The sequence below is a fragment of the Arthrobacter sp. KKT183 genome (genome assembly GCF_055657625.1).
The window spans coordinates 386,017-411,378 of the sequence record NZ_CM145770.1 but is presented as its reverse complement, the minus strand read 5'-3'; the positions used below and the strand labels follow the sequence as shown (position 1 = coordinate 411,378).

At 65.5% G+C, this 25,362-nt stretch carries 25 protein-coding genes and 1 tRNA gene; 18 read left to right on the top strand and 8 right to left on the bottom strand.

Features of this window, described 5'->3' with window-relative positions:
* Nucleotides 1-22: 22 nt before the first annotated feature.
* Both ACZ2GY_RS02090 and upp read right to left on the bottom strand, forming a co-directional pair.
* Nucleotides 23-865, bottom strand: a complete 843-nt coding sequence (locus ACZ2GY_RS02090) for a winged helix-turn-helix domain-containing protein (protein WP_277358051.1) — start codon at nucleotides 863-865, stop codon at nucleotides 23-25.
* Nucleotides 866-1,317: 452 nt separating this feature from the next.
* Nucleotides 1,318-1,953: a uracil phosphoribosyltransferase gene (gene upp, locus ACZ2GY_RS02085; protein ID WP_056546288.1), complete on the bottom strand. Its 636-nt coding sequence runs from the start codon at nucleotides 1,951-1,953 to the stop codon at nucleotides 1,318-1,320.
* A 22-nt stretch (nucleotides 1,954-1,975) separates the two neighbouring features.
* Here upp and tadA point away from each other — a divergent pair, with 22 nt between their 5' ends.
* From tadA to ACZ2GY_RS02070, 3 genes are all read left to right on the top strand, one after another.
* Nucleotides 1,976-2,455: a tRNA adenosine(34) deaminase TadA gene (gene tadA, locus ACZ2GY_RS02080; RefSeq protein ID WP_471672847.1), complete on the top strand. Its 480-nt coding sequence runs from the start codon at nucleotides 1,976-1,978 to the stop codon at nucleotides 2,453-2,455.
* A 60-nt stretch (nucleotides 2,456-2,515) separates the two neighbouring features.
* Complete coding sequence (locus ACZ2GY_RS02075; RefSeq protein WP_471672846.1) at nucleotides 2,516-2,998, top strand: pyridoxamine 5'-phosphate oxidase family protein; 483 nt, start codon at nucleotides 2,516-2,518, stop codon at nucleotides 2,996-2,998.
* A gap of 50 nt (nucleotides 2,999-3,048) precedes the next feature.
* A tRNA-Ser gene (locus ACZ2GY_RS02070) sits at nucleotides 3,049-3,138 on the top strand.
* 80 nt (nucleotides 3,139-3,218) lie between these two features.
* Here the strand turns inward: ACZ2GY_RS02070 and ACZ2GY_RS02065 are convergent.
* Complete coding sequence (locus ACZ2GY_RS02065; RefSeq protein WP_471672845.1) at nucleotides 3,219-3,554, bottom strand: GNAT family N-acetyltransferase; 336 nt, start codon at nucleotides 3,552-3,554, stop codon at nucleotides 3,219-3,221.
* A 138-nt stretch (nucleotides 3,555-3,692) separates the two neighbouring features.
* Between ACZ2GY_RS02065 and ACZ2GY_RS02060 the strand changes: the two genes are divergently transcribed.
* The 11 genes from ACZ2GY_RS02060 (at nucleotide 3,693) to ACZ2GY_RS02010 (ending at nucleotide 17,478) form a co-directional block, all read left to right on the top strand.
* Nucleotides 3,693-4,100: an ester cyclase gene (locus ACZ2GY_RS02060; RefSeq protein WP_471672844.1), complete on the top strand. Its 408-nt coding sequence runs from the start codon at nucleotides 3,693-3,695 to the stop codon at nucleotides 4,098-4,100.
* Between the two features lie 91 nt (nucleotides 4,101-4,191).
* On the top strand, nucleotides 4,192-4,659 hold the full coding sequence (locus ACZ2GY_RS02055) for a 23S rRNA (pseudouridine(1915)-N(3))-methyltransferase RlmH (protein WP_471672843.1): 468 nt from the start codon (nucleotides 4,192-4,194) through the stop codon (nucleotides 4,657-4,659).
* Nucleotides 4,660-4,776: 117 nt separating this feature from the next.
* On the top strand, nucleotides 4,777-5,376 hold the full coding sequence (locus ACZ2GY_RS02050; protein WP_471672842.1) for a hypothetical protein: 600 nt from the start codon (nucleotides 4,777-4,779) through the stop codon (nucleotides 5,374-5,376).
* A 76-nt stretch (nucleotides 5,377-5,452) separates the two neighbouring features.
* Nucleotides 5,453-6,175, top strand: a complete 723-nt coding sequence (locus tag ACZ2GY_RS02045) for a YcnI family copper-binding membrane protein (RefSeq protein ID WP_471672841.1) — start codon at nucleotides 5,453-5,455, stop codon at nucleotides 6,173-6,175.
* A gap of 82 nt (nucleotides 6,176-6,257) precedes the next feature.
* Nucleotides 6,258-6,941 carry a DUF4232 domain-containing protein gene (locus ACZ2GY_RS02040; protein WP_471672840.1) on the top strand — a complete coding sequence of 228 codons (684 nt, stop codon included), beginning with the start codon at nucleotides 6,258-6,260 and terminating at the stop codon, nucleotides 6,939-6,941.
* A 72-nt stretch (nucleotides 6,942-7,013) separates the two neighbouring features.
* The gene (locus ACZ2GY_RS02035) at nucleotides 7,014-11,732 is read left to right on the top strand and encodes an ATP-dependent helicase (protein ID WP_471672839.1); all 4,719 of its coding nucleotides are present in this window, start codon (nucleotides 7,014-7,016) and stop codon (nucleotides 11,730-11,732) included.
* A complete protein-coding gene (locus tag ACZ2GY_RS02030; protein WP_346027977.1) occupies nucleotides 11,725-12,519 on the top strand; it encodes an Fpg/Nei family DNA glycosylase in 795 nt (264 codons plus the stop codon). The genes ACZ2GY_RS02035 and ACZ2GY_RS02030 overlap by 8 nt, the downstream gene beginning before the upstream one ends.
* Nucleotides 12,520-12,595: 76 nt before the next feature.
* Nucleotides 12,596-14,518 carry a DUF6541 family protein gene (locus ACZ2GY_RS02025; RefSeq protein WP_471672838.1) on the top strand — a complete coding sequence of 641 codons (1,923 nt, stop codon included), beginning with the start codon at nucleotides 12,596-12,598 and terminating at the stop codon, nucleotides 14,516-14,518.
* A 39-nt stretch (nucleotides 14,519-14,557) separates the two neighbouring features.
* Nucleotides 14,558-15,466 (top strand): RluA family pseudouridine synthase, encoded by a 909-nt coding sequence (locus ACZ2GY_RS02020; protein ID WP_346028054.1) that lies wholly within the window; start codon nucleotides 14,558-14,560, stop codon nucleotides 15,464-15,466.
* Between the two features lie 61 nt (nucleotides 15,467-15,527).
* Nucleotides 15,528-16,235: a DedA family protein gene (locus ACZ2GY_RS02015; protein WP_277359695.1), complete on the top strand. Its 708-nt coding sequence runs from the start codon at nucleotides 15,528-15,530 to the stop codon at nucleotides 16,233-16,235.
* Nucleotides 16,126-17,478, top strand: a complete 1,353-nt coding sequence (locus ACZ2GY_RS02010) for a hypothetical protein (RefSeq protein ID WP_471672837.1) — start codon at nucleotides 16,126-16,128, stop codon at nucleotides 17,476-17,478. Before ACZ2GY_RS02015 ends, ACZ2GY_RS02010 begins: the two co-directional genes overlap by 110 nt.
* Here the strand turns inward: ACZ2GY_RS02010 and ACZ2GY_RS02005 are convergent.
* From ACZ2GY_RS02005 to ACZ2GY_RS01990, 4 genes are all read right to left on the bottom strand, one after another.
* Entirely contained in the window at nucleotides 17,475-18,398 is a 924-nt protein-coding gene (locus tag ACZ2GY_RS02005) for an NADP-dependent oxidoreductase (RefSeq protein ID WP_471672836.1), read from the bottom strand. The genes ACZ2GY_RS02010 and ACZ2GY_RS02005 overlap by 4 nt on opposite strands.
* Nucleotides 18,399-18,512: 114 nt before the next feature.
* Nucleotides 18,513-19,850 carry a cytochrome P450 gene (locus ACZ2GY_RS02000; protein ID WP_471672835.1) on the bottom strand — a complete coding sequence of 446 codons (1,338 nt, stop codon included), beginning with the start codon at nucleotides 19,848-19,850 and terminating at the stop codon, nucleotides 18,513-18,515.
* Nucleotides 19,851-19,918: 68 nt separating this feature from the next.
* Nucleotides 19,919-21,124: an acyl-CoA dehydrogenase family protein gene (locus ACZ2GY_RS01995; protein WP_277359699.1), complete on the bottom strand. Its 1,206-nt coding sequence runs from the start codon at nucleotides 21,122-21,124 to the stop codon at nucleotides 19,919-19,921.
* A 39-nt stretch (nucleotides 21,125-21,163) separates the two neighbouring features.
* Complete coding sequence (locus tag ACZ2GY_RS01990) at nucleotides 21,164-21,940, bottom strand: 3-hydroxyacyl-CoA dehydrogenase (protein ID WP_471672834.1); 777 nt, start codon at nucleotides 21,938-21,940, stop codon at nucleotides 21,164-21,166.
* A 164-nt stretch (nucleotides 21,941-22,104) separates the two neighbouring features.
* On the opposite strand from ACZ2GY_RS01990, the gene ACZ2GY_RS01985 reads away from it, so the two are divergent.
* Entirely contained in the window at nucleotides 22,105-23,202 is a 1,098-nt protein-coding gene (locus tag ACZ2GY_RS01985) for a glycoside hydrolase family 76 protein (RefSeq protein WP_471672833.1), read from the top strand.
* On the opposite strand, the gene ACZ2GY_RS01980 is transcribed toward ACZ2GY_RS01985, so the two are convergent.
* Entirely contained in the window at nucleotides 23,171-23,755 is a 585-nt protein-coding gene (locus tag ACZ2GY_RS01980) for a DUF2238 domain-containing protein (RefSeq protein ID WP_056546241.1), read from the bottom strand. The genes ACZ2GY_RS01985 and ACZ2GY_RS01980 overlap by 32 nt on opposite strands.
* Nucleotides 23,756-23,900: 145 nt before the next feature.
* On the opposite strand from ACZ2GY_RS01980, the gene ACZ2GY_RS01975 reads away from it, so the two are divergent.
* The 3 genes from ACZ2GY_RS01975 to ACZ2GY_RS01965 are packed head-to-tail and all read left to right on the top strand — an operon-like array spanning nucleotide 23,901 to nucleotide 25,353.
* Complete coding sequence (locus ACZ2GY_RS01975; RefSeq protein ID WP_277359925.1) at nucleotides 23,901-24,362, top strand: hypothetical protein; 462 nt, start codon at nucleotides 23,901-23,903, stop codon at nucleotides 24,360-24,362.
* Between the two features lies 1 nt (nucleotide 24,363).
* A complete protein-coding gene (locus tag ACZ2GY_RS01970) occupies nucleotides 24,364-24,585 on the top strand; it encodes a helix-turn-helix transcriptional regulator (protein ID WP_277359924.1) in 222 nt (73 codons plus the stop codon).
* A gap of 9 nt (nucleotides 24,586-24,594) precedes the next feature.
* Entirely contained in the window at nucleotides 24,595-25,353 is a 759-nt protein-coding gene (locus ACZ2GY_RS01965; protein WP_471672832.1) for a glycosyltransferase family 2 protein, read from the top strand.
* Nucleotides 25,354-25,362: the final 9 nt, after the last annotated feature.

Below are 25,362 nucleotides of genomic sequence, written 5' to 3'. Positions count from 1 at the left end.
ACCCTACTTGGAAAGCGGCACCTTAGATGGAGTACTCCGGGGCAGCCCACACCACAACTTCAGGGTGCTCATAGAAGCGGTAACCCTGCCCGCGAACCGTGCGCACCGTGTTGGCCAGACGGCCAAGCTTCGAGCGCAGGCGGCGGATGTGCACGTCAATGGTGCGCTCATTTGGAACCTCATCGGCGTTGCGCCACAACCCGCTGAGCAGTTCCTCGCGGCCAACTGTCCGCGAGGCATTCTCGACCAGGTAGTTAAGGAGTTCGAACTCCTTGAAGGTCAGGTTCAGAATGTCACCGTCGAGGTGCACCTCGCGCCGGGACAGGTCAATCAGCACTCCGGTGGGACGTGGAGCCGGAGGAGGTGTGGGCTGCTGTTCGGTGCGCTGACGGCGGTTCACCGTAGGGTCACCCAGCGCCTGCCGGACAACATCAATATCGGTGCCGACGGCGTCTGCCGGAGCAAGCGCGACGGCGGCGTGGCTCTGTGCGCCGGGGACGAGTGTGCGGACGTAGGCCCGCACGTCCTGTGCCAGCTTGCTCAGCGTGGTGTCATTCTCGGCAGCGGTGTCCTCGTCCAGTGCAACGTAGAGAACAAATCCACGGGCGGTGGTGTCCGCCGTTACCGCCTGCGGTCCAGGAATCCCGTTGGGAGTGACCACCGGGACCGGCGCAGTGATGGGGTTAGCAGAGTCAGCAGGTGTAGGCACTGGCTTCAACTGTCCGTAGGCCGGCGCATACGAGGGTGCGGTCGGTTGACTGTAGGTCGGAAACCCCGGGCGCTGCCCGTAAGTCTGGCGCTGAATACTCGCGCGGTTTTGTGCGTTGCGGAGGGAAATGTGGACGTATCCGGAAGAAACGGTCATGTTTTAAACAACCTCATGGTGAATCGCCGTCATCACGGCTCGAATGCAGGGGTGTGCCCGGTCGAGATGGAGCTTCTGTGGAGCCCGCCGTTGGGCTAGGGAATGCGTAAGAGGGTGGGGTAAACCGTTACGCGCACATTCGACAGCAGCGAGATTCCTGCGCGGACATGATGCCCGGGGAATAAGCTGCGGCTGCAGATGCTGCTGAGTTGGTGTTCACAATCCGAATTATTACACGTAACAATCAGCTACGCACAAGTAACAATGGTAGGGCGTCCGCATGGTGGACGCCCTACCAGTGAAGACAAAATGTCAAACCATCAGCATCGTTGCGTGGCGTTTGAAGACGAAAAGGTAGCGAGCGCATCTCAGAGCGGCAAATTGTCCAGAAAACCTCTGGTTGTCCGGAAGTGCTCAAGGGTGAGCGCCCGGATAGTGGACAATCGACCCAGCTAGCCGACGACGCCGTAGAGGCGGTCTCCTGCATCACCGAGGCCAGGCACGATGTAGGCGTTTTCATTCAGTTTCTCGTCGATGGAGGCAAGGACGATGGTGACGTTTTTGCCCTCCAGTTCCTGCTTGAGGACCTCGAGTCCCTCGGGCGCGGCAAGGAGGCAGATGCAGGTGACATCAGCTGCACCGCGGCGGAACAGGAACTTGATGGCCTCACGGAGGGTTCCTCCCGTAGCCAGCATGGGATCGAGCACGAACACCTGCCGGCCCGTGAGGTCATCAGGGAGCCGTTCAGCGTAAGTGATGGCCTCGAGAGTCTCCTCATTCCGGGCCATCCCCAAAAAACCGACTTCCGCGGTGGGCACGAGGCGGGTCATTCCCTCGAGCATGCCCAGACCTGCGCGGAGAATGGGAACGACGAGGGGTGTCGGCTTGACCAGGCCGGTTCCGACCGTTGTGGTGACAGGAGTCTCGATCTGCACCGGCTCAACGCGCACATCCCGCGTGGCCTCATACGCGAGCAGTGTCACCAGTTCCTCCGTGAGTAACCGGAAGACCGGAGACGGAGTGTTCTTGTCCCTCAGGACCGTCAATTTATGGGACACCAGGGGATGGTCCACTACCAGAACGCGCATTGCTCAAAAGTATCATTGGCACATGTCCAGCCACCGCGTCCCCGCAGAGCGGGACCATGCCGCGTGGATGCAGCTGGCGCTGGCCGCCGCCCGGCACACGGGTGAGACGGCGGACGTGCCGATTGGCGCCGTCGTCGTCGGTCCTGATGGAACGGTGCTGGGCACCGGCTGGAATGAGCGTGAGGCAACCGGCGATCCCACCGCCCACGCGGAAGTACTGGCCATCCGGCGGGCGGCTGCCGCGCTGGGCGCCTGGCGGCTGGAAGGCTGCACGCTGGTGGTGACGCTCGAGCCGTGTTCGATGTGCGCGGGTGCAAGCGTGCTTGCGCGGATTCCCCGCGTGATTTTCGGCGCCTGGGATGAGAAAGCGGGCGCCGCCGGGTCAGTATTTGACGTGCTGCGTGAACGCCGGCTGAATCACTGGACCGAAGTTTTCCCCGGGGTCCGCGAGGACGAGTGCGCAGCCCTGTTGAAGGAGTTCTTCGCCGCCCGGAGGGGATGACGTAGGGTGATTGCTAAGTACACTTACCAATCACGCCATCGCGGCAGATAGGGAGCAGGAATGAATTCGCAACAGGACGGCATGAAGGAACTCAGGAAGATTGTGAAGGACGCTGATATCGCGATCCTCACCACTGTGAACGCCCAGGGCCAGCTTGTGAGCCGGCCGCTCGCGGTGCAGGAGACAGAGTTCGACGGCGACCTGTGGTTCTTCACGGAGGACCCCTCCCCGAAGGCGGATGAAATCCGCGCCAACCCACAGGTGAACGTGTCCATCAGCAGCGGCAAGGGCTATCTGTCCGTAGCGGGGACGGCGACGCTGACGAAGGACCGCGCCAAGATTGATGAGCTGTGGAGTTCTTCGGTCAAGCCGTGGTTCGACGGCAAGGATGATCCGTCCGTTGCCCTGATCAAGGTGGACGCCGACACCGCCGAATACTGGTCGCTTGATACACCACGAGTGGTTGCGGCTTTCGAGATTGCCAAGGGCATGGTTACCGGCGAGCGCCCTGATCCGGGGAAGAACGACGTCGTCGACCTCTAGCGTCCGCCGTTTTGGGCACAGAGTCACTCAGCCGGTAAAGTGTTGGCGTTGGTGACGTGTCCGAGCGGCCGAAGGTGCAACACTCGAAATGTTGTTTGGCGTAAAAGCCAACGTGGGTTCAAATCCCACCGTCACCGCCACCTGAGAAGGCCCTGTTTCCCTCGTCACAACGGGAAACAGGGCCTTTTGCTTCCTCAGTTTCGACCACGGCGTGAGGACGTCAGCGCACGAGGCGAACGATGTGAACCGGCGTTCCAACGATCGCATGCGTCGCCGAAGCTCCATCGGGCCTGAAACCGTTCCTTCGGTAGAAGGCGTGTGCGCGGGGATTGTCGGCAGCCGTCCATAGGTAGGCAGGCTCAGCGCCGAGACCCGCCTCCACAAGCCGCTGCCCGGCCCCTGTTCCGTAATGGCTTGCCAGAACGTAGAGTCCTTCGAGTTCTGTGGACCGTGGGGTGCCCTCGCGCCCGCGACCGATGGTGATCCAGCCGACGGTCTGGGAGTCGATCACGGCAGCGTCAGCTTCGACGGCGCGGCGGATCACAATATCTTTCACGGCACCAAGGTACCCCGGCACGCGCAGCCGGCAGAGTCGAGCACAGTGATGCCCGAGGACAGCCCACGGGTTGCGCCCGGCAACCTTTACGGCAATGGTGGGTAGTAAGGCTACTGACAATCCAAGGAGGACTCATCCATGTCCAGCGATATCAATCTCAAGGCACAGGAAAAGCTCGGCTCCATCATCGCTGCCCGGGAGGTGGACCGGCTGAATGAAGTGTTTGCGCAGGACGTCGTTGACCATGACCCCGCTCCGGACGCCGCTCCGGGTGTCCGCGGCATCATCGACTTCTGGGTTGACTTCCTGAACGCCTTCCCGGACCTCGAGCTTAATCGTGAAGTGTTGGTGGCAGACGAAGACAAGGTCACCGTGGTACTCACTCTCGCTGGGACACACCAGGGTCCTTTTCAGGGTATTGAACCGACCGGACGCAGCATCCGTATCCGCGGAATCCAGGTGGCCCGCTTCGAGAACGGGTTGATCGTGGAACGCTGGGGCTGCTCCGACGAGGCAGGTATCCTCAAGCAGCTCGGCGCTGCATAGGTCGCATCTGAGTACACCGGGTCAGCAGCCATCGTGCCCTTTGCGGCACTATGACTGCTGATCCGCTTCGCGTCGGCATTAGCGTTGAACCATGGCATTACGCGCGCTGGCCGTCGGCCGGAAACATGAACCCTGGGTTGCCGACGGCATTGCCCGCTACGAGAAGCGGCTGAAGAAGCCCTTTGACCTTTCCTGGCAACTCATCCCGCATTCCGCCCGCGAAGGCGACGCCGCCCGGGACGAGGAGTCGGCACGCCTCCTCGAACGGCTGGGCGGGAAGAACGCCGCCGATTACGTCTTCCTCCTCGATGAGCGGGGCAAAGCCATAGACTCCCCCACCCTCGCTGCCCGGCTCCAGCAGCTCCTCGACAATTCCCGCAACATCACATTGATCATCGGCGGAGCCTACGGCGTCAATCCCGAAGTGCACCAACGCGCCGACTTTGTCTGGTCTCTCTCACCGCTCGTCTTCCCGCACCAGCTGGTCCGGCTCATCCTCGCCGAGCAGCTCTACCGGTCCCAGGAAATTGCAGGGCGCCGGCCCTACCATCACGAGTAGCCGCCCTGACCATCACGAGCGGTAGGACCGAGCCAAAGCGTCAGCGGCAGCGAATAGAGTAGGAAGAACCTACTACTTCTACAGGAAGTAGAACGGCATCGCGGAAGGAGGAGACTGATGGCCAGCACGCACGCGCGCCTCGTACGCGCGATTGCCACCGCCGTCGTTATCTTCTTTCTTGCCGCAGGCGCTCACCTTGCCGGTGGAGCAGGGCTTCCCAGCCCGCTCATCCTCGGAACGCTCGCGGTCACCACGCTGCTCGCGGTGACCATCCTGTCGCGGAAAAAACTGCCGCTCCCCGCCGTGCTGGGTACCCTCGGCGCCGGTCAGGTACTGCTTCACCAGGCGTTCACAACACTGACGACGACGGCGGCCTGCATCCCTACCTCCAGCGTCCACTTCGGTCCGCAACAGGTTCACTGCACGCCCGCCGGCGGCATGGAGCACGCGCATGCCTTCTCGATGTTCGACAACCCGCTGATGCTCGCGGCGCACGCCGGTGCTGTCATTGTCACCGCGCTGATGCTTCATTACGGGGAAGCGGCGCTGGAACTGGCGGCGAAGTGGCTGCGGCCCCTTGCCGCGCTGCCGCGGCTGGTGGCTTTTCCGCCGCTGGCCGATCTCCCGGTCATCCCTGCAGCTCCCGTCCACGACTACCTCGCGCCGCTGCTGAGCATGAGGCCGCTACGCGGTCCGCCGCTGTCCACCTCTCACTAGCCAACACCGGCGCCACATCAGCGCCCTTTCCACACTTCAGCTTGTTCCTGGACAAGCACCTTTGAGAGGTAACACCATGAAATCTTCAGTTCGCCGTACCCTGACCGCAGCCGCCGCAACCACTGGCCTGATGGGCCTTGGCCTCACCGGCGCCGCAGCACACGTCAACATCACCCCCGACACCACGGCGGCGGGCGCACACGCCCTGCTGACTGTGTCGTTCTCGCACGACTGCGAGGGTTCGCCCACCAACAAGCTCACCATTTCCCTCCCGGAACCCCTGGTGGACGCCAAGCCGGAGATTGTTCCCGGGTGGACGGTGGAGAAGGTAACCGAGACGCTTGATGAGCCGCTGACACTGGATAACGGAAGCAGCGTGACCGAGCGCGTCGGGCAGATCGTGTACACAGCCGAGACCCCTGTAGAGGACGGCTACCTGCAGCAGTTCGACATGGCGGTTCAGTTGCCGGAGCGCGAGGGTGAAACGCTTGCGTTCCCCGTTCTGCAAAGCTGTGTGGAGGGCGAGACCGACTGGGCAGAAATCCCCGCTGAGGGCGAGGACCCGCACAGCCTCGAGGCACCCGCACCCACCATCACGCTGACCGGAGCCGAGGGAGACGGCCACGCGGAAGCAGCGGCAACGGAAACCACCGCCGAAGAAGCTGATCTGGAAAGCGCGTCCGCAAGCAATGACTCCTCCGGCGCCTCCACCGTTGGTTACGTGGGGCTTGGAGCCGGCTTGCTCGGGCTGATCGCCGGCGTCATCGCCCTTCTGCGCACGCGCAACGCCAAGGCGTAAGGGTCTAACGTTCCCTGCCTCAATCGGCCACGCGCCGTCGCGGCTGTTTGACGCAGGGAACGTTCGCCATAAGGGTGGTTTCATGACCACCCGTGTACACGTTTCCCGCCTACTCGCCGCCGCCGTCGCACTTGGAACGCTCGCCCTGACGGGTTGCGCCTCCGGCGAGCCGGCAGCGGAAGAGACCAGTCCCGCGTCGTCTGCTAGCGCGGAGCCGACGACCGCGGAGGAGCCGACGCCTTCCCAATCGACCTCGAAGTCCGCCTCCGCAGAGCCCTCCGAGAGCAGCGAACCCACGCAATCCGCCACCGCAGATGCGAGCCCGACGGCGTCGCCTGCGGACGGCGTCTGCACCGCCGACATGCTCAGCGCAGTCCTCGAAACCGAAATGGGCGGCGGCGCAGCGGGCAGCGTCTACCGGCAGATCATCTTCACGAATACGGCCAGCGAGGAGTGCGAGATCACCGGCTACCCGGGGGTGTCCTATGTGGACGCCGCCGGCAACCAGGTGGGCGCACCCGCAGACCGCGAGCCCGCGGAATCCGCCGAGGTGATCCTGGCTCCAGGTGAATCCGCTGTTGCACCCGTGAAGCAGACAAACGCACAGAACTACGGTGCTGACTGCGAGCTGACGGACGTTGCCGGCCTGCGCGTGTACCCGCCGAATGACACCGAGTCGCTGATCGTCGACCAGACGGGCACCGCGTGCGCAGCCGAAGACATCGTGCTCATGACGGTAGCTCCCACGAAACCGCTGTCACCCTGACAGCAAACTCTCGGCACCGTGTGCTCCCACCGCAGCTGACAGAATGTCGGAGGGGTAGGAGATGATGAATCGATGACATCGGTGCTTGAGAAATTCACGCCCGCCACACGCCAGTGGTTCGAGGGCGCCTTCTCAGCACCCACCCCTGCCCAGGAGGGCGCGTGGAACGCCGTCTCGGCGGGCTCGCACGCGCTGGTCGTCGCTCCAACCGGATCGGGGAAAACCCTCGCCGCGTTCCTCTGGGCGCTGGACAGTTTCATTGCGCGTCCCGTTGAGGGCAAGCGGTCCACCCGCGTGCTGTATATCTCTCCGTTGAAGGCGCTCGGCGTCGATGTTGAGCGCAACCTGCGCGCTCCGCTGATCGGCATCACCCAGACCGCCAAGCGACTGGACCTGCCGGCACCGTCCGTCTCCGTGGGCGTGCGCTCCGGGGACACGCCTCAAGCTGAGCGCCGCGCCCTGCTCACCCGGCCGCCGGACATCCTCATCACCACGCCGGAGTCACTCTTCCTCATGCTCACCTCCCGGGCGAGAGAAACCCTGATGGACCTGGACACCGTCATCATCGACGAGGTCCATGCCGTGGCCGGAACCAAGCGGGGCGCGCACCTCGCAGTTTCCTTGGCACGGCTCGATGCGATGCTTGAGAAGCCGGTCCAGCGGATTGGACTTTCAGCGACGGTGGAGCCAAAGGAGACGGTGGCCCGCTTCCTCGCGGGCAACGCTCCGGTGGAGATCGTGGCTCCGCCCTCGAAGAAGTCGTGGGATCTCACGGTCACCGTGCCCGTGGAAGACATGACCGAACTGGGCGGCGCACCCACCACCGACGACGACGGCGGCCCCACTGCCTCGCCGAGCATCTGGCCTCATGTGGAGGAGCGGATCGTCGACCTGATTCAGACCAAGCGGTCAACGATCGTCTTCGCCAACTCCCGCCGGCTGGCCGAGCGGCTCACCGCCCGGCTGAACGAGATTCATGCTGAACGGCTGGAAGCCGCGTCCTTCTGGGATCCACCCGCGAACGCGCCCTCGGTTACGCCTGCGGATTCTCCTCCGGATCCTCCCGCCGATCCGGCGGCTGTCGAGAGAGCCGAACTGAAGCGCACGCCCGCCGAACTGATGGCCCAGGCAGGGCAGACCGAGGGCGCCGAGCCGTTGCTCGCCCGCGCCCACCACGGCTCTGTATCGAAAGACCAGCGCGCGCTCATTGAGGATGACCTGAAGTCCGGCCGGCTGCGGTGTGTTGTGGCGACGTCGTCCTTGGAACTGGGCATCGACATGGGCGCCGTTGACCTGGTGATCCAGGTCGAGTCCCCGCACTCCGTGGCCAGCGGCCTCCAGCGCGTGGGCCGGGCCGGGCACCAAGTGGGCGAGGTCTCCGAGGGCGTGCTGTTTCCCAAGCACCGCGGAGACCTCGTGAACACCGCCGTCACCGTCGAGCGGATGCTGGCCGGCCAGATTGAACCGCTCTACATTCCCACCAACCCGCTGGATATCCTTGCCCAGCAAACCGTTGCGGCTACCGCCCTCGAAACCATCGATGTGGAGGAATGGTTCGACGTGGTCCGCGCATCCGCGCCCTTCGCCACGCTTCCCCGCTCCGCCTTTGAGGCGACGCTCGATCTCCTGGCCGGCCGGTACCCGTCGGATGAATTCGCCGAACTGCGGCCGCGCATCGTCTGGGACCGGGTGGAAGGGACCATCACCGGCAGGCCCGGCGCCCAGCGCCTGGCCGTTACCTCCGGCGGCACCATCCCGGACCGCGGGCTGTTCGGCGTCTACCTCGTGGGGTCCGAGGACGCCGGATCAAACCGCGGCGGCCGGCGGGTCGGTGAGCTGGACGAGGAGATGGTCTACGAATCGCGCGTCGGTGATGTCTTCGCCCTCGGTGCAACCAGTTGGCGCATCGAGGACATCACCCATGACCGCGTGCTGGTTTCTCCTGCCTTCGGGCAGCCGGGCAAGCTTCCCTTCTGGAAGGGCGATTCCCTGGGCAGGCCGGTGGAACTGGGCCGGGCACTCGGCAAGTTCGTCCGCGAACTTTCGAATGCATCGGAGGACGACGCCGCTGCCCGGTGCCGCGCGAGCGGCCTGGACGAGTGGGCGGCCGGCAACCTGCTCGCGTATCTCCGTGAGCAGCAGCAGTCCACGGAAGTGGTGCCGAGTGACCGCACGCTGGTGGTTGAGCGCTTCCACGATGAGCTCGGTGACTGGCGGGTAGTCCTCCACAGCCCGTTCGGCATGCCCGTGCATGCGCCGTGGGCGCTCGCGGTCGGTGCCCGCCTTGAGCAGCGGTACGGGATGGACGGCTCCGCCATGGCGTCCGATGACGGCATTGTGCTGCGAGTGCCGCTCATGGAAGACGAGCCTCCCGGCGCCGACCTGTTCCTCTTCGATGCGGAGGAACTGGACGGCATTGTCACGGCGCAGGTAGGCGGGTCCGCGCTCTTCGCATCCCGGTTCCGGGAATGTGCAGCGCGGGCGTTGCTGCTGCCACGGAACAACCCGTCCAAGCGCAGCCCGCTGTGGCAGCAGCGGCAGCGCTCCGCACAACTGCTGGACGTGGCACGCAAGTTCCCCACCTTCCCGATCATCCTCGAGACAGTCCGCGAGTGCCTCCAGGACGTTTATGATCTTCCGGCGCTCAAGGACATCGCCGCGCAGATCGACCGCCGTGAACTCCGGATTGTCGAGACCACCACGTCCCAACCGTCGCCGTTCGCGCGCACCATGCTGTTCGGGTACGTTGCGTCCTTCCTCTACGAGGGCGACTCACCGCTCGCCGAGCGCCGCGCCGCAGCGCTCTCGCTCGACCCCACGCTCCTCAACGAACTGCTGGGCCGGGCGGAACTACGTGAACTCCTCGACGCTGGCGTCATCGCTGACACCGAGCAGGAGCTTCAGCGCCTCGCTCCTGACCGGAAAGCACGCGGCCTCGAGGGCGTCGCGGACCTCCTGCGCCTGCTTGGCCCCCTGACTCCCGCCGAAATCGCCGAGCGGTCCGAGGAACCCGGGGAAGCGGCCACGTCCGCGGACGCGCTGGTCAAGGCCAACCGGGCACTGCGCGTCAACGTTGCCGGGGAAGAACGCATTGCTGCCATCGAGGACGCCGCGCGGTTGCGTGATGCCCTCGGAGTGCCGCTGCCCATGGGTGTCCCGCTGGCGTTCATCGAACCGGTCCCGGACCCGCTGGGCGACCTCGTCGGCCGCTACGCCCGCACGCATGGTCCCTTCACGGCAGCGGAAGCCGCCGCGCGGCTGGGACTGGGTGTCGCCGTCGTCGTCACCGCCCTGCAGCGGCTGGTCGCGGATGGCCGCGTGGTGGAGGGCGAGTTCCGCCCCACGGCTTCAGCCCCGGGCCATGAGGCTGCCTCGAGCGAGTGGTGCGATGCCGAGGTGCTTCGCCGGCTCCGCCGCCGGTCGCTCGCTGCGTTGCGCCACGAAGTGGAGCCGGTGGACCCTGCCGCCTATGGCCGGTTCCTGCCCGCGTGGCAGCATGTCGGTTCCGGCCTGCGCGGTCTCGACGGCGTGGCCACGGTCATCGACCAGCTCTCGGGAGTGCCGATTCCAGCCTCGGCGTGGGAGCCGCTGATCCTGCGCACGCGGGTATCGAACTACAGCGCGGCGATGCTGGATGAGCTGGCGGCGACGGGTGAAGTGGTGTGGTCCGGTGCCGGGTCGCTGCCCGGGAACGACGGCTGGATCTCCCTTCACCTCGCGGAGAACGCGCCGCTTACCCTACGCCCGGATCCGGAGTTTGAGCCCAGCCCCCTGCAACAGGAACTCCTTGACCTGCTTTCCGGCGGCGGCGCCTACTTCTTCCGGCAGCTTGTCCAGGGCCTGACCAACGGGAACCAACCCGCCGACGCCGCGGTGACCGCCGCACTGTGGGATTTGGTCTGGGCCGGGCGGATCGGCAATGACACGTTCACTCCGGTACGTTCCCTGCTGGCCGGCGGAAAAACCGCGCACAAGCAGCGTACGCCCACTCCACGAGCGCGGACCGCGCGGATGGGACGGCTCGGCAGGGCGCCGTCCATGACCGGCGGCAGCCTGCGGACCAGCGCGTTCTCAACCGGAAACGACGGCGGGACCGGCTACCAGCGCAGCACTCCTCCACAGGTTGCCGGGCGGTGGTCGCTGCTGCCGGGCATCGAAGGTGACACCACCATCCGGGCACACGCCACCGCGGAACTGCTCATGGACCGCTACGGCGTGCTCACCCGCGGTTCCGTTGCGAGTGAGGGTATTCCGGGCGGATTCGGTCTCATGTACAAGTTGCTGTCGCGCCTGGAGGAAATGGGGCGGTGCCGCCGCGGCTACTTCATCGAGCATCTCGGCGCCGCGCAGTTCGCGGTGCCGGCCACGGTGGACCGGCTGCGGTCCTTCAGCGCGGACGCGCGCCCGGATGCCGCCCTCGCGAAGAAGCCCACCGCCGTCGCGCTTGCTGCTACAGATCCGGCGAACCCCTTCGGAGCGGCGCTGGGCTGGCCACAGCACGACGGCGGACACCGGCCCGGCCGCAAAGCCGGCGCCCTGGTGGTACTGGTCGACGGGCAGCTTGCGCTCTATGTTGAGCGCGGCGGTAAAACCATGCTTACCTACACCGCAGACACCGAACCCCTCACCGCCGCAGCGGAGGCGCTGGTTGCCGCAATCCGGCACGGGGCAGCGGACAAGATGGCCGTCGAGAAAATCAACGGCGAATCCGTCCTCGACTCCGCAGCCGGACGAGCCCTTGCCGATGCCGGCTTCTACAGCACGCCCCGGGGGCTGAGAATCCGTGCCTGAGGGAGATACCGTCTGGCGCGCCGCCCGCGACCTCAACCGCGCACTCCACGGCAAGGAGCTCACCCGCTGCGACATCCGCGTGCCGAAATTCGCGACGGTGGATTTCACCGGCCGGACGGTGCGCGACGTCGTCGCCCGCGGCAAGCATCTGCTCATTCGTGTGGAGGAAGAGTGGAGCATCCACTCCCACCTGAAGATGGAGGGCCTCTGGCACGTCTATCCCAAAGGCGGGAAGTGGCGCCGCCCAGCGTTCAAGGCACGCTGCATCCTGGAAACGGAAACCTCCACAATCGTGGGTTTCGAACTCGGATTCCTCCGCATCATCCCGCAGGCAGAGGAGGACGACGCCGTCGGCTACCTCGGACCCGACCTGCTCGGGCCCGACTGGAACGCCGAGGAAGCGCTGCGCCGGCTGCGCGCGGACCCGGCTCGCCCCGTGGGCCTGGCGCTGCTCGATCAGCGGAACCTCGCCGGCATCGGTAACGTTTACCGATGCGAGTTGTGTTTCCTCGCTGGGGAGCATCCGCTCACCCCGGTGGGCGAAGTCAAAAACCTTCCGCGTATGGTGGAACTCGCTCACCGGCTGCTCGAGGTGAACAAAGGCAGGTCAACGCGCGTCACCACCGGGTCCATGCTGCGTGACCCGCTGTGGGTGTACGGGCGGACGGACCGGGGCTGCCTGCGTTGCGGAACCCGCGTTGTGCGCAGCGAGCTCGGCGACAACGAGTTGGAGCAGCGGGTGCTCTATCACTGCCCGCACTGCCAGCCCGCGCGAGATACGGCGTGAGCATCATCCGCGCGCACATGACCATCCGCAGCACCCTGACCATCCGTACCATCCGCACTGACTACCGAGGGAGACCATGAGCTGGCTCAGCACGCTTCCAGGCTTCTTCGTTGCGCTGCTGGTGCTCCTTGGCCCCGGGCTGCTGTGGGGCGCCGTCTTCGGTCTGCGTCGCCTCACACTGCTTGCACTGGCCGGTCCGCTGAGCGTCAGTGCGGTGGTCATCGCCTCCGAGTCGGCCGCGCTGGCGGGCGTCCGCTGGTCGATTGTGCCGCTGCTCGGAGTCACCGCCGCTGTAGCACTCCTGCTCTGGCTCATCCGGCGACGCTTCGGGGAGGCGGTCGCCACGGACCCCGGCGGGCCACTGCGGCACTCGCTTGCTGCGTGGGCTGCTGCGGCGATCCCGGTCGGTCTGATCACGCTGTGGATCTTCGGTGACCCGGAAAACATCGCGCAGTCACACGACAACATTTTCCATCTCAACGCTGTCCGGTACATCGCGGAAACCGGCAACGCGTCCTCCCCGGACCTCGGATACCTGGGAACACGGGCGGCCACGTTCTACCCGGCGGGATGGCACGCCATCGTGTCGGTGGTCCTCCTGTCTTCCGGGCTGTCCGTACCCGCAGCCATCAATGTGGTGAACCTCGCCATAGTCCTGGCGATCTGGTGTATCGGGTGCCTTTTCCTGGTGACCCGTGTGACCGGCGAGCGCCGCACGGCCCTGCTTAGCGCCGCCGTGCTGTCCGGTGCCTACAGCAGTTTCCCCTATCTCCTGTATGAATTCGGCGTGGTCTATCCATTCATGCTGTCCATCGCCCTGCTGCCGGCTGTGCTCGGCCTGGTGGTGCAGCTGATGCGCGTCGGCGCACCGTTGCGTACGACGACGGCGGCCAACCTCCTGCTGCTGTTGGGGGTTCTGCCGGGGCTGGCTCTGGCGCACCCATCGTCGGTGGTCGGCGCACTCGGCCTCAGCCTGCCCATGGTGCTCGCGGCAGCGTACAGCAGACTTCGCCGCAGCGCTGAGCCGGCCTGGTGCACCCTCGTACCCACAGCGGTTTTCCTGGTGGTCCTCGCAGTTGTCTGGATGCGGATCCGGCCCTCGCGCGGCAGCTCGGACAACTGGAACGAACTCGGTAACGCCGGCGTCGCCCTGATCGAGGTGGTCCTGCACTCCCCGCTTTTCCGGCCACCAGCCTATTTGGTGGCGGCGCTGACACTGGTGGGTGCCGCCGTCGTACTCCGCCGCAAACGGCACCGCTGGACGCTTGCCCTGTACGGCTTCGCGGCGATGCTGTTTGTGGTCGCGAACTGGAAGGAAGCCCCAGACCTGCGGTGGATCGTGGCCGGCGTCTGGTACAACGACTACTTCCGGATCAGCGCCATGCTGCCGGTGGCTGGGATCAGCATTGCCTCCCTCGGAGCGGTGGCCCTCGTCGACCTCGCGAAACGCCGGCCGAAGGTGCGTGCTCTCCTCCGTGAGGGGAGCAGGGCGCGGGGAGCCGCCGTCGTCGTCGTGCTGGTTGTTGTGGGTGTGCTGCTGGCACCGCTGGGAGCGGTACAGCGCGGGGTTGCGGAAGCGGCCGCGAAGTACCGGTTCACCGAGGATTCCCAACTGCTGACTGTCGATGAGCTCGCGCTCATCGAGCGGGTGCCGGAGACTGTGGAGGAGGGGTCAGGCATTGTGGGGGTTCCGCTGACGGGGGCGTCGTTGTCCTACTCCTACACGGGAATCCCCACGCTGCTGCCGTACGGAACCCTACCTGCATCGGCCGCCGGCAAGATCATCTACGAGTCCCTGGACGAGCTCACCACCAATCCGGAAGTCTGCCCTGCGGCTCAGGAGATGGGGGTGGAGTACGTCCTCGATTTCGGCATCAGCTCCGTGCATCCGGGAGAAACGGAGGTAGTGCCGGGGCTGCAGGATCTGACCCCGGAGAACGGGTTCGAACGCGTGGACAGCGAGGGAGAAGCTGCCCTCTACCGGATCGTGGGTTGTTGAGAGCGTGCCCGCTCCCAGTCCCGCTACCCTAGATAAGTGATGCAATCCCCTCTTCCCGTGCGCAACGGTGTGAACGCCACGCGGCTGCGGCTTCCCTCGGAGGGGCCGTGGGATACCGCGCTGGAGTACATCCTGGACCGCTGGAACCACGTGGACCCGGACGGAATTGCCGAGCGCTTTGACCGCGGTGAAGTGGTTGCCCTGGGCGGTGAGCGGCTTACCCGGGCAACTCCCCTCAACGAGCACACGTTCATTTGGTACTACCGGGAACTGCCGGTGGAGAAGCGCCTGCCGGTGGAGCTGAGCATCCTGCACCAGGACGAGAACCTGCTGGTCGTGGATAAACCGCACTTCCTGCCGACGACGCCGGGCGGAATGTATGTGGCGGAGTCGGCTCTGGTGCGGCTGCGGGTGCAGCTGGACCTGCCGGACCTGATTCCCATGCACCGCCTCGACCGGATGACCGCCGGAATCCTCATGTTCTCCATCAACCCGGCAACGCGCGGCGCGTACCAGCTCCTGTTCGAGAATCGCCGCATCCGCAAAGAGTATGAGGCCGCTGCTCCCATCGATCCGTCTTTGGAGCTCGACACTCATCCGCGCACCGTCCACAGCCGCATCGTTAAATCCCGCGACTACCTCCTCGCGCAGGAGGTCCCCGGTGACCCCAACGCGGAAACCAGGGTGCAGCTTGTCGGGGAGCACCACGGCGTGGGCCGCTACCGGCTGCAGCCGCACACCGGGAAGACGCATCAGCTGCGGCTGCATATGGCCGGCCTGGGCCTCGGAATTGTCAACGATCCGTTTTACCCGGTCCTGCAGCCGCAGCAGGAAGACGACTACTCGAAACCCCTGCAACTCCTGGCCCGGCACATCGAGTTTGTCGACCCGCTGTCCTCCCGGCCGGCGTCCTTCACGAGCGGGTTGGAACTGTCTTCGCTCGGGTGAGGTCCCAGAATCTGTGCCGGCAGCCGGTCACGCCTTGGCGTCCCGCTGTAAATTGGTACGGGTGGACCTGTCAACCATTGCCGAGTGGTCCCTCATGATCCATCCGGTCACGCTTCTGGTGGTCATCGCTGACGTTTTCGCGCCCATAATGCCCTCTGAATTCCTGGTCATCGCATCAGGCTCGCTTGCATCCGAGGGCTCAGTGCTCCTTTCCATCGCCCTCCTGACCGCTGCAACCGGCAGCCTGCTGGGGGACCTCGCTCTGTACCTGCTCTTCCGAAAAAAGCTGACACACTGGCTGGACCGCTTCCGCTGGGGCCGCGCCGTCCACCGCGGCATCCGCAACGCAGTCGAGAAGGCGGGCAAGTCCCCCACCTACGCCGGCCTGGTTGCTCTCCGGTTCCTTCCAGGCGGTCGGACCGCGGGTATTGCCGCTGCCGGGATCGCCGAACTGCCCCTGCGGCCTTTCCTGGGATTTGCCGCCGTGGGCGGGGTGCTGTGGTCCATTTGGCTGGTGGGCCTTGGGTACATTTCGGACGTCACAACCGGTTTCCCCATGTGGGCCAGTGCACTTCTGGGAATGGGGGTGGGTACTCTGGTGGGACTGATCATTGCAGCGTTCTTCGCGCTGAAGCAGCGCCGGGAGGTCCGAAAGACACATGAGCATGCCGACTCCGTCCAACCACCGGCTGCCCCAGGCTCCGCCCGTACCGCCCGGGGAGAACACCGAAGCGTCCCCTCCGCGGACCGAGACGAGCAGCGTCCTTGAGCGGCTGAAAGCCGCACAACCGAAGGCGCCGGTTTCCGCCGGAGATGAAAAACCAAGAACGACGACGGCGGCACCGCCGGCCGCTGGTCCTGCTGCGACCGCCGGTCCCACAGCGCCCGCCGGTGCTGCTCCCAGCACAACCCGCACCCCGAACCAGACGCAGGACGACCAGGCGCAAGCACGTGAGAAGGCCCGCGCTGCGGAACTCAGGGCGGCGCGTGCAGAGAAGTTGAAAGCGGCCTCCGCCGCCGCCTCCGCATGGGCCGCCAAGTCAGGGAGACAGACCGCCGCCTGGACCGCGACCACCTCCCGGAGCGCTGCAGCAAACGTTCGGTCGTGGCGGGCTGACCAGGTACGACGCAATCTTGTCACCCTGACGGTGATCGGCGCACTGGTGGGAACCGCGTCCGTGGCCGGGTTCTTCGGTGGAACTGAAATCTGGACCAGTGAACTGCTGCGTCCCGACCTCACACTCGTCTCCCCCAGCCTCAACTCGCTGTACATCTGGGCCTTGATCGGGCTCGGCCTGATCGCCTACACCGTTCACCAATGGCTGCCCGGCCAGGCAGACAGCCCGCGGCACCGCCGGTTGGGCTGGGTGGTCATCGCCGCCCTGTTACTGAATCTTGCGTTGGCCCTCACCATCCAGGCGGAGCTCTACGCACCGAGCCTGATGGTGCACGGCGTGCTGCTCGTCCTGCTCCTGGTGTCGCTGCGCTGGCTGAACCGGTGGTCGGCCGCCACCCGGCTGGAAGGAACGCTGGTCGACGTACCGCTCGGCCTTTTCCTGGGCTGGACGGGCTTCACGGCGCTCAGCCATACCGCGGCGTTCCTGTCCCTTGAGGGGTTTTCCTGGCTCACGGAAAACGAGTTCGCCTGGGCACTCGCGGGCCTCGGCGTCGTCGTCATGATGGGAAGTGCAGTCTGCTCGATGGACCGCGGCCGCATTGCGGTTGCCCTTGCCCTGGTGTGGGGCCTGGGCTGGATTATCGTGGAGAGGCTCATCGGGGAACCGCAGTCGCTGCCCACGGCCGCGGCGACGGCGCTGGCGGTCTTCCTCGTCCTCATCACCGCCGGATCGCGCCGTCACCGCGTGGACCACTCCTATCGCCGGGCCCTGCGCCGTCACCAGACCGCCAACCTCCCACCGATTGACCTCGCTGATGATGACGACGATGAGTACGAATACGACGACGACCACCACGACGGTGAGGAAGTGCACGGCGGCCCGGCGCGTGCTTAGCCGACCGTGATCGCGATCTTCCCGCGCGTGTGACCCTCCATGTTGGCTGCAAAGGCTTCCGCCGCGCGCTCCAACGGATAGGTCTCGGCAAGCACCGGCTTCACCGTGCCGGCTTCGATCAGGTCAGCAAGCGTGGCGAGGTCAGCAGCTATCGGGCGCACAAAGACGTACCGCCCGCCGTGTTCCTTCACACCGGCGTCGGCAATGGATGCAACGCGCCCCTGCCGGGTGAGGTTGTCCAGTGATGCCTGCCAGTCGTCGCCGCCCACGAAGTCGACGACGGCGCTGACACCGTCCGGTGCAATCTCACGGACACGATCAGCGACACCCTCGCCGTAGGAGACGGGTTCAGCGCCGAGTTCACGCAGGAAGTCGTGGTTCCGCTCGGACGCGGTGGCAATAACGCGGGCTCCGCGGCCACGTGCAATCTGGATGGCGAAAGTGCCCACGCCGCCAGCACCGTTGTGGATCAGCACGGTGTCACCGCTGGAAACGTCCAGCGCGTCCAGCGTCTGCAGTGCGGTGAGGCCGGTCAGCGGGACAGTTGCCGCCTCTGCCCACGAGAGGTTCGCGGGTTTGCGGGAGAGGGTTCGCACCGGCGCGGCGACACGCTCCGCGAAGGTTCCCTGGCCAACGGTGTCCATCCGGACGTAGCCCATGACCTCGTCACCAGCGGAGAATTCAGGAACTGCAGGGCCGGGCTGAACAACGACGCCGGAAACATCCCACCCCGGGATTACCGGGAAGTGCGCCGTGATGGCGCCGTCGAGGTAACCCGCCATGACCTTCCAGTCCACCGGGTTGACCGATGCCGCTTTGACCTCGATGAGGACGGTGTCCGGGCCTACCTTCGGTTCCGGCTGGTCACCATACTCAAGGACGCCCGGGTCACCGTACGTTGAATAGAACACTGCTTTCACTGCTGATTCCTTCCATCGGGTACTGAGGACTCACTCGGTGGAACCCCGGACACCCGCGCGTCATTCCAGAATCGAACCGTGCATCGGGTCACAGTAGGTGCGGCGGAAGCTTCGTCAACGGTTGGCAGGGGCCGTCGTGAAGCGCAGTGAATAGTTGTCGAGGGTGCCCGGCAACGGTCCTCCGACATTCAGCCGCTCCGCCGACTCCAGCTGCAGCTCCGTTCCGTCCAGAACGTGGGCAAGGAAGGCGCTGGTCAGCATCAAGACGAGATGGCGTCCCGGGCACGCGGCAGGGCCTTCACTGAAGGGAATAAGCGCCCAGTCGCCGTCGTCGTCGTTGTTCAGCCAGCGTTCCGGAGTGTACGCATCCGGCTGGGGGACGGTCCGCCGATCGCGATGGAAAAACGGAGCGTAGATGAGCACACCGCACTTGGCCGGCACGGTCCCCGCGTCCCAGGACACCTCCCCCGTGGACTGCCGCAGCACCATGGGCGTGGTCGGCCAGAGCCGCAGGGACTCCAGGACACAGGCCCGGAGCCAGGGGAGATACTCCCGCCGTGAGCGTTTTTCGGCGACTTCCCGAAGCGCCCTGGCTCGAACCTCCGGATGCGCCGCCACGGCAGCGAGCGCACGGAACGTTGCCATGCCGGCAGGATCGAAGGCGAACAGCCACTGCGGGATCTGCTCAACCGGCGCGGTGCTGTCCTGTGGGTTCATCCCCGACATCACAGACGCGAGGCTGCCCTGCGGTGCCGCCTGCATCCGATGCCCGACGGCGGCGAGAAACTGTGCGCGCAGTTTCCGTTTGCGGGGCTTCAGAAACGCCCAGTTTCCGTCAGCGCGGAGCTGGGCGAGCATATCCGTGAGTTCCTCGTCATGTGCGGCCGCATCCCCGAAGACCACCCGCCGAACCATCCGGTACCAGGACTGGATGAACTCATCCCAGGTCAACGCGCCGGACCTGCGCACCACGCGCAACAGATCCTCCGCCTCCTCGGCGACGATGGGAAGGAACGACTCCGCCAAGCGGTGCACAGGGCTTCCTGAATCCAACACCTGGTCCTGCAGAGCCCGCCGCACGCTCCGCTCCCTGCCCGAGGAGATGAGGGAGTTCCGCGGCTGGAAGTGCGACAGGGCTGCCTTCTTTTCGCTGCTGGCAGCGGCGAAAGGCTCCGGAGTTTCGGCAAGGATACGGTGCACGTCCCTGGGCTCCAGGACTATCGCCTGTCGGCGCAGCGGCAAGCGGAGGAGAACGGGCGAGGCCGGATACTTCGCCGCCAGCTGAGTGAGGGTGGCGACTGCCCGCTCATCGAGGTGCAACTTCTCTGCAAGCGCGACCATCCGTGGCCGCCGGATGATCGGTCCCTTGGCCAGGGTGGGCACAAACACCTTCGACAGGAAGGTTGCGGTTTCCCGGACTGTCAGCTGGGGCAGCGATTCAACAGAGCTCATACTCCACTGTCCCGGTGGATTGCTCACCCTGGCAACCACCACTTCCGCGCTGGCTGCAGCAACAACCGTCAGAGGATCGCAGATACTCCCGTGACCGCACGCCCCACAATGAGGGTATTGATTTCGAAAGAACCCTCGTATGTGTAGATTGCCTCGGCGTCCGCGAAAATCTTCGCCATCTTGTAGTCCGTCACGATCCCGTTGCCGCCGAAGATCGACCTGCCCATTGCCACCGTCTCCCGCATCAGCGATGACGTGTAGGACTTCGCGAGCGCGGCCTGCGCCATGTCCGCTCCGCTGCGCTGCTCCTGCTGCTGTCCTTCGTGCAATCCGCGGTGCTCGTCTTCCTGCAACTGCGCAACCCGCGCCATCATGCCGAGGCTCGCGGTGGTGTTGCCCAGCATGCGCACCAGCTGCTGCTGGATGAGCTGGAAGCTCGCCAGCGGACGCCCGAACTGATGGCGCTCGACGGCGTAGGCACGCGCAGCGTCGAACGCCGCCAACTGCTGGCCCACCGCCTGCCAGCCCACCAGGATGCGGGAACCGCGCAGCAGGTGCTTGGTGTCAGTGAAAGTGTTGATTCCTGCGAAGCGGTCTGCTTCTGACACCCTGACGTTGTCCAGGATGATGTCCGCGTTCTGCACCGTCCGCAGCGCAATCTTGTTCTCGATGGCCGTCCTGGTAACCCCGGGCAGTGTGGCGTCCAGGATGAAGCCCCGCACGGCGCCGTCCGCGGTGTCCCGCGCCCACAAGAGCATGTAGTCGCAGAACGTTCCGTTTCCAATCCAGCGCTTTGCGCCGTTCAGGATCCAGGTGTCCCCGTCCCGCGTTGCGGTGGTTGCCATGCCGCCCGCCACATCGGACCCGTGCTGGGGCTCGGTGAGGGCAAAGGCACCCGTGATGGTGAGGTCCATGGCATCGTTCAGCAGCCGTGCCTTCTGATCCTCTGTCCCGAACTCGTGCAAGGCCTCAACGAAGAGATCGTGATGCACCATGAAGAACGTTGCCAGCGACGTATCGGACCGGGTGAGTTCGGCGATGACCATGCCGCTGAACAGGTAGCTGTACCCCTGTTGGACCGGCGTACTCAGGTTCAGGGCGGCAAGTTTGGGCAGCACCTCCAACGGAAATTCCGCCCGGTTCCACCAATCGGTGGCGAACGGCGCCACTTCCTTGGCGAGGAAGTCCCGCACGTCCTGCAGCTTCGCCCGTTCGGCGTCACTGAGCAGGGACTCGAATCCGTAGAAGTCTGCGGATGGGAGGCTGCTCTCCATTGAGCTGTCCTTTCGGGTGTTCTCAGAAATCAAGAGGATCTACTTCGGTGCCATGCGGATGGCACCGTCAAGCCGGATGGTCTCGCCGTTCAGCATCTGGTTCTCAACGATGTGCGCAACCAGCGAAGCGTATTCGGGGGCCTTGCCGAGCCTGGATGGGTGCGGCACCTGCTTCCCGAGGGAGTCCTGGGCCTCCTGCGGCAAGCCGGCCATCATGGGGGTTTCGAAGATGCCCGGGGCGATGGTCATGACCCGGATGAAGGACCGCGCGAGTTCACGCGCAATCGGCAGGGTCATCGCCGCAACAGCACCCTTGGATGCCGAGTACGCGGGCTGCCCAATCTGCCCGTCGAACGCCGCGACGGATGCCGTGTTGATGATGACCCCGCGCTCGTTCGTGCCGGTCGACGTCTGTACCGGCTCGGTGGCTACCATGGCGGCCGCCGCGAGTCGCAGCACGTTGAAGGTGCCGATCAGGTTGATGCTGATGACCTTGTTGAACTGCTCCAGCGGCAGCACGCCGTCCCTGCCCAGTACCTTGCCGGGCGTTGCCACTCCTGCGCAGTTGACAACAATGCGCAGCGGGCCCAGCTCAACCGCCGCGTCCACCGCAGCCTGAACCTGTTCCTCGCTGGTCACGTCAGCAGGAACAAACCGCGCCCGCGCCCCCAGCGACTGGGCAAAATCTGCGCCATCCGACTGCGGAAGATCCAGGATCACCACTGATGCGCCGTCGTCATACAGCCGCTGCGCCGTCGCCCGGCCGAGCCCGGACGCTCCGCCGGTCACCAGGGCTACCGTTCCTGCACACTCCATGACATCTCCTTTGCGTCGGGGGTCGATTCGAGGGGTGAGTCGAAGACTCAGCTGCGAACACTCCTTCGAGCCTACTGTGATGCAGCACACCGCAGCATCCACCGGCCGCCGCACTGTGCATAGTGCTCAAACATAAGGACGACGGCGCCCTTTAGGGTGGCTCTATGCCCACAGAACTGCCCGCCGAGAAACTCCCTGAAGAACATCGGGAAGCACAACTGCGCGCCGCAGCAGCCGCCGCGTCCGTCCCCGCGGCCTTCGGCCACCGGCTGCTCGGCCTGCCCGGAACGCACCTCGCGCAGGTCAATCTCCCGAACCGGAGCACAGTTCCGTGGCACTACTGGTGGCAGGCGCACTATCTCGATTGCCTCCTCGATGCGGCGGAGCGCGCAGACATCACCCATCACGACGACGGCGCCGCTCACCGCACGCGCGCTCGCCGCCTCCTGCGCACCATCCGCCTGCGCAACGGCGGGCGCTGGAGAAACAGCTACTACGACGACATGGCCTGGCTAGCCCTCGCTGCCCTGCGCTCAGCCGATATCGCAGACACCAGACCGCTTCCCACACTGACCGCGGCCCTGATCTCAGCACACACTTCAGACCTCGGCGGCGGCCTCTTCTGGAACACATCCCGCGATTTCAAGAACACCCCGGCTACGGCCCCGGCGGCGCTCTACTTCGCACGCATCGGGCGGAAGGACGAGTCGGCACAATTGGTGGACTGGCTCTTCGCCCGGCTGCTGGACCCGGCAACCGGGCTCCTCTTCGATGGCATCCGCATGCCCGGCGAACGGCTGGTCACCGACCTCTACACCTACAACCAGGGCCCGGTCCTGGGTGCCTTGCTGGCCCTTGGAGACCAACGAAGCCTGGAGCGCGCCAGCGGCCTGATCACCGCCATAGCAACGCACCTCGTCCAGCCGGACGGCGCCCTGCGCACCCACGGCGGCGGTGACGGCGGCCTGTTCACGGGAATCCTCGCCCGCTACCTTGCGCTCGCGGCGGTTTCACCGCACCTGCCGGAAGCAACCCGCACAATCGCCCGCACCCTGATCACGACGACGGCGCGCGCCCTGTGGGAGGGGCGCACGGAGCGGGAAGCCGGCGGCCGCCGTCGTCGTACTGTCCTGGTCTTTCCTGCCGCGCCGGGAGATTCGGCCGGTAAGGGCTCAGTAGAACTGTCCACGCAACTTCAGGCGTGGATGATTTTCGAAGCCGCGTGGCAGGCTACTGGTAGGACCGGACGCGCGGGCGGCTGAGCGCTACGAGCAGAATCCCCGCCGCGAGTGACCCGAGGGTGGCAACGGCGAGGTCGCCCATGGTGTCCGCATAGGTTACGTAGATGTCCTCGGTGACCCAGGCATCACCGGCCCACTCGGCGAATTCCCACAGGACGCTGAGCGCCATGCCGAGGAGCACCACCTGCAGCACCACACCCACGCGGTTCCGGCGTCCGTGGCCGGCGGCGGGCAAGACCTGCAGGTGCGATCCAAGCACGTACGCCATGCCGGCCACCGGCCCGGTGCAGACGCAGTGCACCAGCAGGTCCCACCAGGCAATAAGTTCGTACACATTCAGGACGCTGCTCCAGCATGCGAACAGCAGCGCGCATCCGTACACCGCATCGAACACCGGGTGCGGACGGGCATAGCGGGACAACGTGAGGCCACCGAGCGCGAGGAAGAACACGGCTACGTCCACCGGCCCCCACCAGAACACCATCACGATGGTGCTGAGTACGGCTGCAGCCCGCACGCCGTCCGCTGCGACTTCGGCGTGCGTGGCCGGCCGTCGGATGAGGTCGGCGATCATGAACTCAAGCCTACTGGCCGCGTTGCGCGCTGTGCGTGAGGCCTTCCAAAGCGCGCCTGCCTGGCAGTGAATGGCGCTTGACAGTAGACAGCGTGTAAAGCAAACTTGTCATGTAAAGCAAGGTTTACATGATGGAGAGGAACCAATGCACGATCAACAGGTACGCACACCGTGGGGCACCACAAAAAGGGGCGGTTTCCCAGCACTGGGGGTAGCTATTCCCGCCGGGCTGGCGCTAGCGGCAGCGCTCGGGGTGGTGGCAGCTGCAATGGGCGCCACCGAGTCCAATCCGATGCTTGGCGGCGTGGTCTTTGCCCTTTGCCTGGCCCTGCCCTTGGTCGCCCTCGTCTACGCCGTCGTGGTGGACCGCGGCACCATCAAGGGTGCCGCCGACCGGCCGGAGGAATCCGTTGAATCCGGGTGGTATGACCGTGCGGCCGCCGGCGCGTTCACCGACCTCGTCCTGCTCGCCGGAGCGGGCGCGACCATCCTTGCGTTCATCCCCGCGAACTTTCCCGTCGACCTCAAGCTCGTCCTTCCCGCTGTTGTGCTCGCGTGCTTTGCCTCCTTCGGCATCCGCTACCTGGTCCTCCAACGCAAGGGCTGATGTGCGCAACTCTGTCCACGATTCCCGCCAGCGGTTGGCGTGGTCCCAACAGCGGCTCGCCGATGAACTGGGCGTCTCGCGACAAACCATCATCTCCATCGAACGCGGCCGGTTTGATCCCTCCCTGCCGCTGGCATTCCGGCTGGCCGCGATCTTCGGCTGCACCATCGAGGATCTCTTCTTCCCTGGAGACGACACCGAAAGAACTGCAGGCGGCGGCTAGGATCAGCACATGCCGTCCCTGTCCGTGGTGATTCCCTGCAAGGACGACGCCGGTCCCCTGACTCGCTGCCTCGAAGCACTCGCCGCGCAGACAGTGGCCCCGCTGGAGGTCATCGTGGTGGACAACAACTCCACCGACAGCAGCGCGGAGATAGCTGCCCAGCTCGGCGCCCGCGTGCTGACGGAGCCAGTGCCCGGAATCGCTGCTGCTGCCTCCGCCGGCTACGACGCCGCGCTCGGCAGCATCATTGTCCGCTGCGACGCGGACACACTTCCGCCCACGGACTGGCTCCAACGCATCGCGAACCGCTTCGATACGGAACCCGACCTCGCCGTACTGACCGGTCCCGGAAACTTTTACGACGCCGGACCCCTCCGTGCGTGGCTGGCCAACCTTGCTTATATGCAGGCGTACTTCGTCTCCATGGGGCTCGCCATGGCCCACTGGCCGCCGTTCGGCTCGAACTGCGCCTTCCGGCGCGCGGACTGGGAGAGCGTGCGTTCCCGGATCCATCGCAGGGATCCGGACGTCCACGACGACGTCGATCTCGGATTCGCGCTCGACCCTTCGCAGCGCACGGCGTACGACCGCTCCCTCAAAGTGGGCATCTCGGCCCGCTCACTGGCTGGCGGCGCTGCCGGCCGCCGACGCTTCCGCCGCGCCTTTCATACACTGGCGCTCCACTGGCGGCTGGCTCCACCCTGGGAGCGCTGGAGGCAAGCAATCAGCGCAGGACGGGAGCGCCGTCGTCGGACAGTGCACCACTGACCTTCTGCA

Excerpts from the sequence above, each read along its gene's own strand:
- ACZ2GY_RS02090 (WP_277358051.1), bottom strand. The coding sequence starts at position 865 with ATGACCGTTTCTTCCGGATACGTCCACATTTCCCTCCGCAACGCACAA.
- upp (WP_056546288.1), bottom strand. The coding sequence starts at position 1,953 with ATGCGCGTTCTGGTAGTGGACCATCCCCTGGTGTCCCATAAATTGACG.
- tadA (WP_471672847.1), top strand. The coding sequence starts at position 1,976 with ATGTCCAGCCACCGCGTCCCCGCAGAGCGGGACCATGCCGCGTGGATG.
- ACZ2GY_RS02075 (WP_471672846.1), top strand. The coding sequence starts at position 2,516 with ATGAATTCGCAACAGGACGGCATGAAGGAACTCAGGAAGATTGTGAAG.
- ACZ2GY_RS02060 (WP_471672844.1), top strand. The coding sequence starts at position 3,693 with ATGTCCAGCGATATCAATCTCAAGGCACAGGAAAAGCTCGGCTCCATC.
- ACZ2GY_RS02055 (WP_471672843.1), top strand. The coding sequence starts at position 4,192 with ATGGCATTACGCGCGCTGGCCGTCGGCCGGAAACATGAACCCTGGGTT.
- ACZ2GY_RS02050 (WP_471672842.1), top strand. The coding sequence starts at position 4,777 with ATGGCCAGCACGCACGCGCGCCTCGTACGCGCGATTGCCACCGCCGTC.
- ACZ2GY_RS02045 (WP_471672841.1), top strand. The coding sequence starts at position 5,453 with ATGAAATCTTCAGTTCGCCGTACCCTGACCGCAGCCGCCGCAACCACT.
- ACZ2GY_RS02040 (WP_471672840.1), top strand. The coding sequence starts at position 6,258 with ATGACCACCCGTGTACACGTTTCCCGCCTACTCGCCGCCGCCGTCGCA.
- ACZ2GY_RS02035 (WP_471672839.1), top strand. The coding sequence starts at position 7,014 with ATGACATCGGTGCTTGAGAAATTCACGCCCGCCACACGCCAGTGGTTC.
- ACZ2GY_RS02025 (WP_471672838.1), top strand. The coding sequence starts at position 12,596 with ATGAGCTGGCTCAGCACGCTTCCAGGCTTCTTCGTTGCGCTGCTGGTG.
- ACZ2GY_RS02020 (WP_346028054.1), top strand. The coding sequence starts at position 14,558 with ATGCAATCCCCTCTTCCCGTGCGCAACGGTGTGAACGCCACGCGGCTG.
- ACZ2GY_RS02010 (WP_471672837.1), top strand. The coding sequence starts at position 16,126 with ATGAGCATGCCGACTCCGTCCAACCACCGGCTGCCCCAGGCTCCGCCC.
- ACZ2GY_RS02000 (WP_471672835.1), bottom strand. The coding sequence starts at position 19,850 with ATGAGCTCTGTTGAATCGCTGCCCCAGCTGACAGTCCGGGAAACCGCA.
- ACZ2GY_RS01995 (WP_277359699.1), bottom strand. The coding sequence starts at position 21,124 with ATGGAGAGCAGCCTCCCATCCGCAGACTTCTACGGATTCGAGTCCCTG.
- ACZ2GY_RS01990 (WP_471672834.1), bottom strand. The coding sequence starts at position 21,940 with ATGGAGTGTGCAGGAACGGTAGCCCTGGTGACCGGCGGAGCGTCCGGG.
- ACZ2GY_RS01985 (WP_471672833.1), top strand. The coding sequence starts at position 22,105 with ATGCCCACAGAACTGCCCGCCGAGAAACTCCCTGAAGAACATCGGGAA.
- ACZ2GY_RS01980 (WP_056546241.1), bottom strand. The coding sequence starts at position 23,755 with ATGATCGCCGACCTCATCCGACGGCCGGCCACGCACGCCGAAGTCGCA.
- ACZ2GY_RS01975 (WP_277359925.1), top strand. The coding sequence starts at position 23,901 with ATGCACGATCAACAGGTACGCACACCGTGGGGCACCACAAAAAGGGGC.
- ACZ2GY_RS01965 (WP_471672832.1), top strand. The coding sequence starts at position 24,595 with ATGCCGTCCCTGTCCGTGGTGATTCCCTGCAAGGACGACGCCGGTCCC.